At 58.9% G+C, this 10347-nt stretch carries 12 protein-coding genes and 1 other RNA gene; 8 read left to right on the top strand and 5 right to left on the bottom strand.

Annotation, left to right across the window (positions count from 1 at the left end; translation table 11 throughout):
- On the bottom strand, window positions 1-428 hold a 428-nt coding region (locus QZZ60_RS01845; protein WP_295637040.1), incomplete at its 3' end, for a DMT family transporter.
- Between QZZ60_RS01845 and QZZ60_RS01840 the strand changes: the two genes are divergently transcribed.
- Complete coding sequence (locus tag QZZ60_RS01840; RefSeq protein WP_295637038.1) at window positions 427-606, top strand: hypothetical protein; 180 nt, start codon at window positions 427-429, stop codon at window positions 604-606. The genes QZZ60_RS01845 and QZZ60_RS01840 overlap by 2 nt on opposite strands.
- A gap of 208 nt (window positions 607-814) precedes the next feature.
- On the opposite strand, the gene rpsI is transcribed toward QZZ60_RS01840, so the two are convergent.
- Window positions 815-1207 (bottom strand): 30S ribosomal protein S9, encoded by a 393-nt coding sequence (gene rpsI / locus QZZ60_RS01835; protein WP_295637034.1) that lies wholly within the window; start codon window positions 1205-1207, stop codon window positions 815-817.
- Window positions 1208-1217: 10 nt separating this feature from the next.
- A complete protein-coding gene (gene rplM, locus QZZ60_RS01830; protein WP_294445606.1) occupies window positions 1218-1652 on the bottom strand; it encodes a 50S ribosomal protein L13 in 435 nt (144 codons plus the stop codon).
- Between the two features lie 263 nt (window positions 1653-1915).
- Between rplM and QZZ60_RS01825 the strand changes: the two genes are divergently transcribed.
- The 7 genes from QZZ60_RS01825 (at window position 1916) to QZZ60_RS01795 (ending at window position 8163) form a co-directional block, all read left to right on the top strand.
- Window positions 1916-3166 carry an HD domain-containing protein gene (locus QZZ60_RS01825; protein WP_295637031.1) on the top strand — a complete coding sequence of 417 codons (1251 nt, stop codon included), beginning with the start codon at window positions 1916-1918 and terminating at the stop codon, window positions 3164-3166.
- 172 nt (window positions 3167-3338) lie between these two features.
- Window positions 3339-3717: a transfer-messenger RNA gene (gene ssrA / locus QZZ60_RS01820) on the top strand.
- Between the two features lie 812 nt (window positions 3718-4529).
- A complete protein-coding gene (locus QZZ60_RS01815) occupies window positions 4530-5138 on the top strand; it encodes a recombinase family protein (RefSeq protein ID WP_295637028.1) in 609 nt (202 codons plus the stop codon).
- 256 nt (window positions 5139-5394) lie between these two features.
- Window positions 5395-5829 (top strand): Rrf2 family transcriptional regulator, encoded by a 435-nt coding sequence (locus QZZ60_RS01810; protein ID WP_295637025.1) that lies wholly within the window; start codon window positions 5395-5397, stop codon window positions 5827-5829.
- A gap of 39 nt (window positions 5830-5868) precedes the next feature.
- Complete coding sequence (locus QZZ60_RS01805) at window positions 5869-6813, top strand: DUF4037 domain-containing protein (protein ID WP_295637022.1); 945 nt, start codon at window positions 5869-5871, stop codon at window positions 6811-6813.
- Window positions 6813-7592 (top strand): tetratricopeptide repeat protein, encoded by a 780-nt coding sequence (locus tag QZZ60_RS01800; protein ID WP_295637019.1) that lies wholly within the window; start codon window positions 6813-6815, stop codon window positions 7590-7592. Before QZZ60_RS01805 ends, QZZ60_RS01800 begins: the two co-directional genes overlap by 1 nt.
- 10 nt (window positions 7593-7602) lie before the next feature.
- A complete protein-coding gene (locus QZZ60_RS01795) occupies window positions 7603-8163 on the top strand; it encodes a DUF4125 family protein (protein ID WP_295636998.1) in 561 nt (186 codons plus the stop codon).
- A 67-nt stretch (window positions 8164-8230) separates the two neighbouring features.
- On the opposite strand, the gene tmk is transcribed toward QZZ60_RS01795, so the two are convergent.
- Window positions 8231-8857: a dTMP kinase gene (tmk, locus tag QZZ60_RS01790; protein ID WP_295636995.1), complete on the bottom strand. Its 627-nt coding sequence runs from the start codon at window positions 8855-8857 to the stop codon at window positions 8231-8233.
- A complete protein-coding gene (locus QZZ60_RS01785; protein WP_295636994.1) occupies window positions 8842-9891 on the bottom strand; it encodes an HD domain-containing protein in 1050 nt (349 codons plus the stop codon). The genes tmk and QZZ60_RS01785 overlap by 16 nt, the downstream gene beginning before the upstream one ends.
- Between the last annotated feature and the right edge of the window lie 456 nt (window positions 9892-10347).

Genomic DNA, 10347 nt, shown 5'->3' with positions numbered 1-10347 from the left:
GGATTCGAGGCTCTGGCGTCCCCTTCCGCAAAATACGAGGCCCCCGCCACGCCGAGCACGGCAAGCACTATGGCGAGCACGGTGCGCCGCGTCAGCTTTTCCTTCAGAAAAAGCCATGCGGCCACGGCCGTGCAGAGGGGAAAGCAGGCCGCAATGACGCCGCCCTGAGACGCCGTGGTATACTTCATGGAAAACGTTTCGCACAAGAAGAACAGACACGGCTCAAACATGACCAGAAGGGCAAGATACTTCCAGTCGCCCTTCTGATAGGGCATGTGCCGCCACTTCGGGAAAAGCGCCAGATAAAACAGCGCGGCAAAAGCCACTCTGGCAAAAACCACGTGCAGCACGGCAAAGGACTCAAACGCGTATTTCATGGCTATCATGCCGCCGCCCCACAGAGCGTAGCATATCACAAGCAGCATCATGACCATTCTCGGCGAAAACATCATGGTGAACCTCCCGGTAGAACTTCCGTCAGCATACGAAGTTCACGGAACATTTCTGACGCACATGCAACATTTTTCTCATTTTGTTTCTCAGGCGCACGATTTTCTCCGAAAAAGGCTTCCTTCGCCCCTGGTGCTGCCGCTCTTCCGCCGTTGAAACGCACCGAAAAAAGCCTTCGTTCGTTTGCGGATCAAGATGTCTTCCGCCCCTTTCCCGCAGCAAAGGCCGTCAGCGCGGCTCAAAACGCCGAACGACGCGTGTCGGACAACAAAAAAACCGGAGCCGTCCCCACGAGGAGAACGGCTCCGGCAAAAAAAGAGCCCGCCGAAGAACGACGGGCTCCCATGCAGCGAGAATCGGAAGATTAACGCTTGGAGTACTGGTAACGGGCGCGGGCAGCAGCCAGACCGTACTTCTTACGTTCCTTCTTACGGGCATCGCGGGTCAGCAGACCGGCATGCTTCAGAGTGCCGCGCAGAGCGGGATCAGCCTGGAGCAGAGCACGGGAGATGCCGAGGCGGACAGCTTCGGCCTGACCGGAAATGCCGCCGCCGCACACGTTGACCTTGATGTCATACTGTTCGGCGAGCTTGGTGAGGGCAAGAGGCTGACGGACGATCATCTGCAGGGTCTTGCGGGGGAAATACTGATCCATGGGACGGCCGTTGATTTCAATCTGGCCGGAACCGGGATAGAGACGAGTGCGGGCAATAGCGGTCTTGCGGCGGCCGGTGCCATAATCAAAAGTGGTGGACATGGCTGGACTCCTACTTCTCAAAGGTCAGCGGCTTGGGGGCCTGAGCGGCGTGAGGATGTTCGGCGCCGGCGTAAATCTTCAGTTTCTTCAGCATGGCACGACCGAGACGGTTCTTGGGCAGCATGCCGCGAACGGCCTTGCGGAGCACTTCTTCAGGCTTGGAGGCAAGCAGCTTTTCGAGGCTGATTTCCTTGAGACCGCCAACCCAGCCGGAGTGGCTGTAGTAAAGCTTGTCGTGCATCTTGGTGCCGGTCACGCGAATCTTTTCGCAGTTGACCACAACGATGAAGTCGCCGTTGTCCATGTGAGGAGCAAATTCAGGCTTGTGCTTGCCACGCAGACGATGAGCGATCTGAGCGGCGAGACGGCCAAGGATCTGATCTTCGGCGTCAACCAGATACCACTGACGGTCGATGTCGGCCGGGGTCGGGCTGAAAGTTTTCATGAAAATATCTCCTGTCCCGCGCGGGGCGGAACCGCATGAGTGTGCCAATGAAGAGGCGTAGTCACAAAAAGGCTTCCCGCCAGGGAAGCGCATTCCTCGTTACAGTCGTTCCTTTCCGAAGGGAAACCGGACACGTCCCCCCCGCAACGGGGAGCCGGAGAAACGCGCCTTGGGAGCGGCTACCAGACCGCCGTTCCCTTGCCAGAACGTTTGAAACAAGGTATCTGCCATAAAACGAAAGTTTAAGCAAGTGAGGAATGGCCATGCGGAGCATAAGAAAAAGCCTTCTCCAGTTCATTTTCTCCGGGGCCAGCATGCGGCGCTGGAACGACAAGCTCCGCCCCGTGGAGCTTTTCGAGCTCGACAAGCAGGCCCACAAGATGATCGCTGCCTTCCTGCTCTGGCAGCAGAACACCGCCGGCATGACCGATGAACAGCAGCGCAGCATCGGCATCGACATCATAGAAGGCGGACTCTTCGACTATCTCTACCGGCTCATCATCACCGACATCAAGCCGCCGGTATTCTACCGCATCAAGGCCAACAGGGAACATTACCAAGAACTCACGCGCTGGGCTCTCGGGGAGCTTGAGCCCCGCATACGTCCGCTCGACGAAGCGCTCTGGCAGAGGCTCACGGCCTATCACACGCGTCCGGCCGAAGAGGCGGACACGCTTGCCGACCGCATACTGAGCGCAGCGCACATGTACGCATCGCGCTGGGAATTCTGCCTTATCGAGCCGCTCAACGGCTTCGATGAGGAAATCAAGGAAATAGGCCCCTCCTTCAACAGGCGTCTTCTGGCCCTCAAGGACGTGGAAGGCGTGAACGAACTGCTCGCGGGCTCAGGCACGGCTCTCGCCCGCATGGCCAATCTCTGCGGACAGCTGCGCTTTCAGATACGCTGGGCGCAGACTCCCCGTGTGCCCGCCACCTCGGTGCTCGGACACATGTTCATCGTGGCCGTGTATTCCTACCTGTTCAGTCTCTATCTCGACGGCTGTCCGCAGCGCCGCATCAACGACTTTTACTGCGGACTCTTCCACGATCTTGCGGAGCTGCTCACCCGCGACATCATCACTCCCGTCAAGCGCTCCGTGGCGCAGCTGCCGGAAATCATCCATCAGTATGAGGACGAGGAACTGCACAGCCGCATCCTCGATCCTCTGGAACAGGAAGGCTACGGCCGCATCAGAGAACGGCTCGACTACTATCTCGGCCTGTCCACCAGATCGGAGTTCAACGACACCTGCCGCGTCGACGGCCGCATTCTGAAGCTCGACGGCTTTGCCGCACTCAACGGAGAGTACAACTCCGACGACTTCGATCCCAAGGACGGCCAGCTCATCAAGGCCTGCGACACCCTCGCCGCCTTCATCGAAGCCTACAGCTCCATCCACAACGGCATAGGCTCGCCCCATCTTTACGAGGCCATGGCCCGCATGCGGCGCGAAGCCGGAAGCATACGGCTCGGCTCCTTCAGCATGGCGCCGCTGCTGGCCGATTTCGACTGAGCGTGCGTCGAGAGCGGAAACGACGACGCCCGCCTTAGCGGGGAGAAGCGAAAATTTGCCCTTTCTCCCCTCTTTACGAGCGGCTTTTTTGTGCGTATTTAATGCTTGTTCCGCCCGCAGCGGCGGACGACGGACTTTCTGACCTTCGTCAAAAAGAAACCGTACCTCACATGGGGGCGCATTGGTTTCGACGGGGATGCTGGAAGCCATGGTTGCAGGTCGAGGCGCCGCTGGCCTCGTAAAAAGCGGCAACAAAGTAATTGCCAACAACGATTACGAATACGCCTACGCTGCGTAAGCGGCAGGGCACCCTGACGGCCTAGGCCGTCACGCCGAAGCGGCCGACGTCCGATACGTCGCCGAGGCGTCAATGCATCGGGCTGGCGCACGTCTGCTCCTTCCGGGGCGTGCGCGAGGAGTTACGGCGGGATAACTGACGGACGCCCGTCTGCGGGCCTGTCCTGAGGCGAAAATCCATACGCAGACTACACCTGTAGAGGCCTTGTGCGGACCTTTCTCGGACGGGAGTTCGACTCTCCCCGCCTCCACCAAAAAGTCGAAGACCTCCAATGAAAATTGGAGGGGAAATCTTGCTCTCAATGCCGCGACGCAAATGCGTCTGCATCGGGAGCATTTTTTTATGCCCTTTTTCGTCCCGGCCACTCTCCCCTGCCGGGGCCGCATCAGCGCGTCGGCACGCTGTTCCCGGCCCATGCTCTCCGAAATAAAAAAGCATTCCTTGCCGAATCCGTGCCGTTTTCCCCAAAACACCGACTCAGTCCCCGCGGCGTGAGCCTTTTCTCTGGCCGGCACGACGCATGCCTTTCCGACCTTTCCCTAAAATATCTTCCTCCACAACGCGCTTTTGACGACTCCTAAAGGAACACAGGTCCAACATCTGGACTTTTCTTATTATTTTTCATGGGTTATGAAGATGCCTCACAGAATACCAGAGTACGTTGCGGCGCGTTCCGCTCTTTGCAGAAGCTTTCGACAAATAATCGACGCCTTATTTTACTGTCATATCGACTGACAGTTCTCATGGACAAGATCCCGGTTCATTCCCGAAGAATAGCCCTGTATGCTCCTGATTGGCAAAGCGGTCAGAGTCCCGCTTTCTCACGACAGTTTCACAAACCGCAAACCCGCTCAGGAGGTAAGACCATGGTCGTCAGGACATCTGCATCATCAGAACGCTCTCCCCGGCTCCGGCGAAAAACGTCGCATTCCCGCCGGCCGCCTCCGTCCTTCCGGCGCCGTCCGGCTCACGCATCACGGTTCGCCATACTTCCGGCGGAACGCGGCGCATGAAGCCCTCATCCGCCAGGACTCATTTCATCGCACCCCAAAGGAGATTCACGACATGGGAAAAACATACGGCTACATCCGCGTTTCCAGCACGGATCAGAATGAACTCCGTCAGTGTCTCGCCCTGCAGGAACAGAACATTCCCAGGGAAAACATCTTCATCGACAAGGTGTCGGGCAAGGACTTTCAGCGCCCGCAGTACTGCGCCATGCTCAAGCGCCTGAAGGCTGGCGATCAGATATGCATCACCAGCATCGACAGGCTGGGAAGGAATTACAAGGAAATCCAGCAGCAGTGGCACATCCTCACCAAGGACATGAAAGTCGACATTCTGGTACTGGACATGCCGCTGCTCGATACCAGGCGAGACAAGGATCTGCTCGGCACCTTCATTGCGGATCTCGTGCTTCAGGTACTCTCGTTCGTGGCGCAGAATGAGCGGGAAAACATACGCAGACGCCAGGCCGAAGGCATAGCCGCGGCAAAAAGCAGCGGCATACGCTTCGGCAGGGAACCCAGTCCGCTGCCCTCCGGCTTTTCCAGGGTGTACGCGCTGTGGAAGGAGGGCAAGATCAACACATCCGAGGCGGCAAGACGCTGCGGAATGCCCCGCTCGAGCTTCCGCTATCGCGCGGCGACCTACATGAGAAAAAACACCACATGATGACGGCGCGCCGCGATGCGCCGCATGTCAAGAGGACCGTTCCATCTTCTCCGGGAATAACGCCCCCGGAAAGTCAGTGAACCGCACATCCTGAACCTGAAGCCAGAAAGGCGCCCCGGTCTCCTTCGGGGGCCGCCTTTCTACGCCGGAAAAGCTCCCCCGGGCAGGGGACGGCAAGTCCCACGACGCCCCCCGTCAGCCTATGGCCATGCGTGCAACTCCATGTTAGAAGGAGAAGAACGGCAGGAGTGACGCCATGAAATTCTTTACAAAAAGCCGCTACGCTCTGCGCGTGATGATAGAACTCGCCAGACAGCCGCAACAGGACAACACCCCCCTCAAGCTCATCGCGAAATCGCAGAACATCAGTCTCAAGTACCTTGAACAGATCATCGTGCCGCTGAGCCGGGCAGGACTCGTCAAGAGCGAACGCGGCAGTCAGGGAGGCTACCGGCTGGCCATGCCGCCGGAAGAATGCACGGCAGGCGACATTCTCCGCGCCGTCGAAGGGAGCCTTGCTCCCGTGGACTGTCTTGAGCCGGAGGCCAAGGCCTGCGGATTCCAGAAGCAGTGCGCCTCCCTGCACTTCTGGAGCGGACTCGGAGAATGCATCGAACGATATGCCGACAGCGTGACGCTGCGGGATCTCGCCTCGCTGAAAGGTGAATGTCCCCTGTCTTCAGGCCTCTGACCTTTCCGGAAACAACATTCCGATCCCATCGAGGTACCCATGTCATCCACCGGCCTTGCGCTCTCCCGTTTTTTCTTCACATCCTCCCTTCCCCTTCTCCAGGAACGGATTCCCGACGTCATGGCCCGCTCCGCCGCGGGACTTGTCGGCGAGGGGTCGGAATGTCTCGGTCTGGACGACGAAATTTCCCGTGATCACGACTGGGGGCCGGCGTTCTGCCTCTGGGTGCCCGACGATCTGCTCCGCTCGGAACTCGACCGCATCGAGAGCGTCATGGACGCCCTGCCCCCCACCTTTGAGGGGCATCCCGTCCGCATGGCGCGGGACAGACGCATGGGCCGAACGGGTCCTCTTCCCCTGCGGGGCTTTTACCGGCGCTTTCTCGGGACGGATCATGTTCCCGCCAGCTGGAGGGAATGGCTGGCCGTGCCCGAATACCATCTCTGTTCCTGCACCAACGGCGAGGTGTTCATGGATGAAGGCGGAGAGTTTTCCGCCTTCCGCAACGCTCTGCTCGGATACTATCCCGAAGACGTGCGCCGCAAGAAAATAGCGGCACGCTGCATGATCATGGCGCAGGCCGGACAATACAACCTGCCTCGCTGCCTTCAGCGCAGAAACACGACGGCCGCCATGCTCGCCGCCGCACGCTTTGCCGAAGCCGCGCTGTCCATGGCATTTCTGCTCAGCCGCCGCTTCATGCCTTTTTACAAGTGGGCGGGCAGTCTGGCCGAAACGCTTCCCGTCATGGGTCGGGAAGCCGCCCGGACGCTCGACGCTCTTGCCCGCACCCGATGGGATTCCCGGGAGCTCGGCATGCTGGCCGTGGAATCCATTGAAAAATTCTGTGCCGAAACCGCCGAGGAGCTCCGCAGACAACATTTGTGCGACGTAAGGGACAACTGGCTGTGGGAAGCCGGACCGATCGTTCAGATGAGCATCAAAGACCCCGAACTGCGCGCACGCAACGTCATGGAGGACTGATGGAAAGCCTTCGTTCCGCCCTGGACGCGGCAAGAAATCTTCCCGACGCACAGGCGGAACGCGTCCTGCGCGATCTTCTGCGGAAAGCTGCCGCACCCGAAGACGAGGGCCGCGTCCGATACTCGCTGGCGCTCTGTCTGCTGCATCAGAAAAAGCACGCCGAAGCGCGGGAGACTCTGGAAAACGCCGTCCGGCTTCTCGACGACGAGTCGGAGCGCGCCCTTGCCTTAACCGCGCTTGCCCGTGCCTGTCTTGCCTGCGGAGAGCTGAAGCAAAGTCTCGACGCGGGCAGAAAAGCACGCCTGATGCTGCACGACTCCCTTTCCCCGGACGACGTCAGACTCGCGCCCTCGCTTTTCTCCCTGTCCTTTGCCGAATACGAGGCCCGGAATCTGGAAGGCGCCGAACAGCTCTGTCTTGAAGCCAGACAACTGTGGGAAAAGCAGCTCGGAGCGGAAAGCCTCGAGCTCTCCACGTGCCTCAACAATCTCGGCCGCATTTATGAGGAAATGGGCCGCGAGGAAGAAGGAATAGCCCATCACCGCAAAGCGCTCGCCATCCGGCGCAAGGTGCTGGGCGATCATCCGGAAACAGCCTTTTCCATGGGCAATCTCGGCACGGCGCTCGCCGCCGCCGGAAAATGGGAGGAGGCCGCGACCGTGCTTGAGCAGGCCATAGCCTGCTACGCCCGCTGCGGACACGCCGAAGGCCGCGACATTGAAGGCTATCGCCGCAACCTGAACATATGCAAAAAGGCTCTTGCAGAGACGCGGGAGTAAGGAGTCAGCCATGGACGCAGACGACATCAGGGAAAATCTCATCCGCGACATCGTGGAACGGGAACTCGTCATGTTTCTCGCCACCCCCAACGAAGGCGGCCCCAGCGCCTGCCAGACGCGGCCGCAATCCTTCCGTCTCATGCGCTGGATGAATCACAGCACGCACGACATCTCCACGCTGGAATCCTATCTGAACGACCTGAAGGAAGCCGAGGCCGGGGGCAGAAACTTCATGATTGAGAAATACGCCCGCATGGACAATCGTCTTCCCCCGCTCTCGACAAGCCCGTTGCTGGATGAAATAACCGACGCCGAGTCCGCATTCCTGCGCGAGGCCTCTGCACGCTATCCCCACGCCATCACGGACAACGGCGACGCACTCTTCCGCAACTACTGCCGCTGCGAGCTGGAAACCCTTTCCGAGCGCACGCTCGAACTGTACGCCGCGGAAGTGAAGCAGGCGCAGCAGGAAGGCAGAAACCTCGCCGAGGAGCGCTACGACAATCTGTGGAAAAGGCTCGGCGAAGGCTCTCTTGCCTCCTACGACGCAAAACTGGCCGCAAGAAGCTGAACGACGTCGGCTTTGCCCATAAAAAAACGGGGTGCGAAACCGCGCCCCGTTTTTTGCCTGTGCAGGATCAGCAAAGAAGTCCCAGCGCCTTCAGTGCCTGCCGAAGCAGCTCTTCCGGCTCCAGCGTGGCGTCCAGAACGCGGAAGCGTTCCGGCCAGCGGGACGCACGGGCCAGAAACCCGTCCCGGATGCACTGATGAAAGGCCAGCTCCTCGGCCTCGAAGCGGCCCTCGCTCTGCGTGAGTCCCTCCCGTCCGTTGCGGGCAAGCGCCCGGGCGAGTCCCGTTTCCACGGGAAGATCAAGCAGAAGAGTTCTGTCCGGCCAGAGGCCCCCCGTGGCGTAGTCGTTGAGCGCCTGCAGTCTGTCCACGTCCATGCCGCGCCCGTAGCCCTGATAGGCGATGGTGGAATCGGCGTAGCGGTCGCAAAGCACCCAGTCCCCCCGCACAAGCGCGGGGCGTATGGTCTCGGCCACGTGCTGAGCGCGATCGGCCAGAAAAAGAAAAAGCTCCGCACGGGAGTCGAGCTCGTTCGACACGTCGAGCAGCAGGGGCCGAAGACTCGCGCCGAGACCGCATCCGCCGGGCTCCCTCGTGCGCAGGAAGGAAATGCCGCGCGTTTCGAGGGCATGCTCAAGCAGGTTCATGAGCGTGCTCTTGCCCGCGCCCTCCACGCCTTCTACAGTAACGAACACTGCCTCTCCTCCTGACGGGATTCCTTCTTGTCATGCTTTGCGCCTCTGCCCTCCTCCCGCGCTTCAGGCGTGCGGACGGGACGGCATACGCTGCGGCCGAGAAGCGTCTGGTACGGGCTCCAGACCATGCCGTTATCCCCTTCGGCGGGCAGAGGCAGCACCCCGCGGCACTGCGCCAGCTTTGCGTCGATGTTGTCGGCATAGTGCAGCACGAAGGCCTCCGGCGTGACGGGCTCCCGGGCCGCGCCGAATTCCATCTCACCGTGATGGCTGGCTATGAGATGCTTGAAATGCATGACGAGTTCTTGTGCCAGTCCTGCCTTGCGAAGATACGGCTCAAGCATGATCAGTCCCTGAACGATGTGCCCGAGAAGCCGCCCCTCGTCGGTATACTCCGTCACAAGCAGCCCTTCCATTTCATCAATCTTGCCTATGTCGTGCAGAAGAGCCGCGGCCAGAAGCGTCTGGCGGTCGAGGTCTGGATAATGGTCGGCCATGAGCATGCACAGTTCCGCCACGGAAAGCATGTGCTCAAGCAGCCCTCCCGCATAGGCGTGATGCACGGACTTGGCGGCCGGAGCCCGGAGCAGCAGCGGCCGTATGCGCTTGTCGGAAAGCACGGAGCGCATGAACTTCTTCCACGGCTTGTGCACGAGCACGGCGTCGCACAGCCTTTCGATGTCCGCCATCATATCGGCTGCCGGACGCGGACTGGAGGGAACATAGTCCTCCATGGGCAGAGCGGACGCCTCGTCCTCATCGAGAACGCTCAGCGCCTCCACCGTGAGCTGAAGCTGATCACGATACAAGGAAACGTGTCCCTCCACCCGCACCATCTGCCCCGCGGCAAGAGACGGTATGGAAAGGCTGAGCGGACTCCATATCTTGGCTTCCAGCGAGCCGCTCGCATCCCTCAGCTCCAGCCTCCAGTACGGACCGTTGCGGGACTGCTGCAGAGAGGCCAGCGAAACGACATAAACGGAAGACAGCTCGTCGCCGGCCGCCACGGCGCTTATCTTCTGATGTTCGGTCATGGGTACCTCGGAAAAATTTGACTTTTGATTTTTCATTAAAAATATAAAATTAAATCAATATATTATAAAAACACCACACATTTCAGGCATCACGGAGAGCACACCTCGGGCGCTGTGTTCTCCCATCAGGACATCCATGGAAAACAACCTGTTCACTACAATAACATATTGATTCTCCATACCTGTTTCTCTGAAAACTTGCAAGCCAACCCGACATCGCACATAACGGTCATGACATCTTTCAACATCATCTTCCATTATCTCATTATTAAATTTAAAAATAAAAATATAGTCCATAAAAACTAAAAGCCGGCATTCATGTACTGATATGCATTTCATGCCGACTTTTATAAAAATATGTTTTTAAATAGATATTTTTATTCCTCTATGTTTTTATCCTTCCTTTCATGGTGGAGACAGCATATTTCCTTCAAGTCAAGGAATTCAAACGACCTG

The sequence above is a fragment of the uncultured Mailhella sp. genome, assembly GCF_905187505.1.
GTDB lineage: Bacteria > Desulfobacterota > Desulfovibrionia > Desulfovibrionales > Desulfovibrionaceae > Mailhella.
Note: the sequence above shows the minus strand (reverse complement) of the source record. Positions and strands in the feature narration are given on the sequence as shown.

Coding starts and splice junctions, on each gene's coding strand:
- QZZ60_RS01825 (WP_295637031.1), top strand. CDS start 1,916: ATGCGGAGCATAAGAAAAAGCCTTCTCCAGTTCATTTTCTCCGGGGCC.
- QZZ60_RS01800 (WP_295637019.1), top strand. CDS start 6,813: ATGGAAAGCCTTCGTTCCGCCCTGGACGCGGCAAGAAATCTTCCCGAC.
- QZZ60_RS01805 (WP_295637022.1), top strand. CDS start 5,869: ATGTCATCCACCGGCCTTGCGCTCTCCCGTTTTTTCTTCACATCCTCC.
- QZZ60_RS01810 (WP_295637025.1), top strand. CDS start 5,395: ATGAAATTCTTTACAAAAAGCCGCTACGCTCTGCGCGTGATGATAGAA.
- QZZ60_RS01795 (WP_295636998.1), top strand. CDS start 7,603: ATGGACGCAGACGACATCAGGGAAAATCTCATCCGCGACATCGTGGAA.
- QZZ60_RS01840 (WP_295637038.1), top strand. CDS start 427: ATGACCATTCTCGGCGAAAACATCATGGTGAACCTCCCGGTAGAACTT.
- QZZ60_RS01785 (WP_295636994.1), bottom strand. CDS start 9,891: ATGACCGAACATCAGAAGATAAGCGCCGTGGCGGCCGGCGACGAGCTG.
- QZZ60_RS01815 (WP_295637028.1), top strand. CDS start 4,530: ATGGGAAAAACATACGGCTACATCCGCGTTTCCAGCACGGATCAGAAT.
- rplM (WP_294445606.1), bottom strand. CDS start 1,652: ATGAAAACTTTCAGCCCGACCCCGGCCGACATCGACCGTCAGTGGTAT.
- rpsI (WP_295637034.1), bottom strand. CDS start 1,207: ATGTCCACCACTTTTGATTATGGCACCGGCCGCCGCAAGACCGCTATT.